The organism is Sphingobacterium sp. LZ11T8 (genome assembly GCF_024261425.1).
In the GTDB taxonomy this organism is placed as follows: domain Bacteria; phylum Bacteroidota; class Bacteroidia; order Sphingobacteriales; family Sphingobacteriaceae; genus Sphingobacterium.
Window position 1 is genome coordinate 1 of record NZ_JANBZY010000016.1, and the last position, 2,108, is coordinate 2,108.

At 34.7% G+C, this 2,108-nt stretch carries 3 protein-coding genes; all 3 read right to left on the minus strand.

Annotation, left to right across the window (positions count from 1 at the left end; all coding sequences use genetic code 11):
- The coding region (locus tag NLF99_RS19570; protein ID WP_168044073.1) for a transposase at positions 1-286 on the minus strand (286 nt) is incomplete at its 3' end.
- 19 nt (positions 287-305) lie between these two features.
- Positions 306-905 carry an exonuclease domain-containing protein gene (locus NLF99_RS19575; protein WP_050427871.1) on the minus strand — a complete coding sequence of 200 codons (600 nt, stop codon included), beginning with the start codon at positions 903-905 and terminating at the stop codon, positions 306-308.
- Positions 906-1,087: 182 nt separating this feature from the next.
- Positions 1,088-1,951, minus strand: coding sequence for an aminoglycoside 6-adenylyltransferase AadS (locus NLF99_RS19580; RefSeq protein WP_003013318.1), 864 nt, complete (start codon positions 1,949-1,951; stop codon positions 1,088-1,090).
- Positions 1,952-2,108: the final 157 nt, after the last annotated feature.

Here is a 2,108-nt window from a genome sequence, read left to right on the forward strand (position 1 = left end):
TCTGGAGTTCGTTGGTGGAGAATCCCTTTTTTGTGCAACTCATCAGGAACATCGTTTTGTACCACACCAGAAACGGCAGCTTGGAGCTCTCCATGTTCGTACCGCTGCGCAACGAGGTGCGGAAACGGCAACCTTTGCATTCATAACTCCATTTACCCTGTAACCAATAATGGGAAGTGCCCCCGCATCGCTTGCAGACAACCCCTTCCTTATCACGCTGCTCCTTGAAATGCAAACGACAATCTTCCTCCGAACCGAAATGAGCCGTAAAACTGAATATGTTCATAATCCCTGCTTTTTGAGCGCTAATATACTAAAAATATTAGGTGTGTTTGCGGAGAATCAGATAGATTTTTCAAAACACTCAAGTCCATACTCGCATTATGAAAAATTAATAAATTAGATGAAAGATATTTAGAAAGTTCGTCTTCCCATAATTCTTGAAAATTAAGGGAAAATTCTACATCTTCATATGAAATTCCGTGTATTGAAGTATGAGTTTTTAAAAACTTTTCTGATTTTGGTGGATTTATATAGTGTTTTGTCGAATAAACTATTGTGTCATTTTTCACGAAGCATAATCCGATTGCACAAGCACTTAATCTACTGTTATTTGCTGTCTCAAAGTCAATAGCAATAAAATCAAATTTATTTTCAAAGTACTCAGGGAATGTATGAGGATTTTTAAATTGATTGAATTTCAATTTTTGCAAAATCGCTTGTTCGTATTGAGGTTTTACTTTATAACCAACTTGTTTTGCTTTTTTTAGCCAAGGTTCAAGAATATAGTTTGGTGTATTTTCGATAAAATTATAGAATAGAAATTCATTGTTTGTTTCAGGATTTATTCCCGAAACTTCCATTTCAATTTGATTTTTTGGTTTAGGTTTAAAAAAGTTAAACATAGTTCATTTTGTATAATTCAGACGAGTTTTGGTGTAATATGGCATATAACGTGCCGCGTATTGGCGATGGGCGGGATTTTTAGCACTGAACTTTAATCGAAGAACAGAAGTTGAATTTTGCACTTCCGTTGATACGAAGCCGTTCAGCCCGCCTATTGCCAATACGATGTTGTACGACGTAGTTATGTTTTGGGTTTTAGTCCAGCTAAATATTTTCGTATGTCATTTTCTAATTTATCCGGGTATTTGTACTCTAATTTTTTTGACAATTCAGTTCCTATTTCTGAAACTAAATCAGTCATTGAAAATAGAGCAGTCCAATTTTCCTTTATATCGCTCCCTGAAAATGTTTGTTCTGTTTTAGCCCACATTTCCTGGTTAAGATACTTTTTGAAAAGCCGTCCATATTTATTGGTCGTTATGTTCCAATTGTGTTCACTTGCAATGTGCCATTCAATTAAAGGAATTAAATATTCTGTGCGAATAACGGTTTCCGACATAAATTTCGCATAGAATATTTCATCTCTCACAAGACACTTTGCCACGTAAGTTGTGTCCCACCAAAAATCGTTTATTAGATTTTGAAACTCTTTTTCAGACGGTTTTTTGATAATGGAAATTTGATAAGTTGGTTTCAGCATTTGCTTTGTAATACCATCTTTATCAATTAAAATTTTATAACCAATATCCCAATCTTCTGGTAATTCTTTCTCTTGCGTTTCCTTTATAAATTTTGATTTGCTGTAAAGTTTAAAATCTACTTTCACACCGTCTTCATAAAGTAGCATTTTCATTGCGTGTTTATGGTTAAAACAACTTTCGTCTTCTTCAATCATAGCAATTGGATTTCCGAATTTAAGCGTCCAGCTTTTGTCTGAAATGTAATTTGTATTATCCTCAAAAACAAATTCAATGTCTAAATCACTAAATTCGTCAACAAGTGCTAAAGGATTTACAAGTGAACTTGTCAGAAGAAGAACTCTTACATCTTCGTTTTTCTCCGACCATTCTATAATTGTTCTTAACTTTTCTTCTCTGACTTTCATTTTGTTTGGTTCGGTTTTACTATGTCGTACAACGGGAAACGCATTGGCGAAGTGGCGGATAAATTGAACCGAAAGTTCAATTTAGCAGTGACGTAGCCGATGTGTTTCCACAGAAGCTAAATTATTAAAAAAAAGCTGAATGTGGGACACATTCGGC

What these genes read in the sequence shown, in the direction of transcription:
- NLF99_RS19580 (WP_003013318.1), bottom strand. Translation starts at nt 1,951, where the DNA reads ATGAAAGTCAGAGAAGAAAAGTTAAGAACAATTATAGAATGGTCGGAG.
- NLF99_RS19575 (WP_050427871.1), bottom strand. Translation starts at nt 905, where the DNA reads ATGTTTAACTTTTTTAAACCTAAACCAAAAAATCAAATTGAAATGGAA.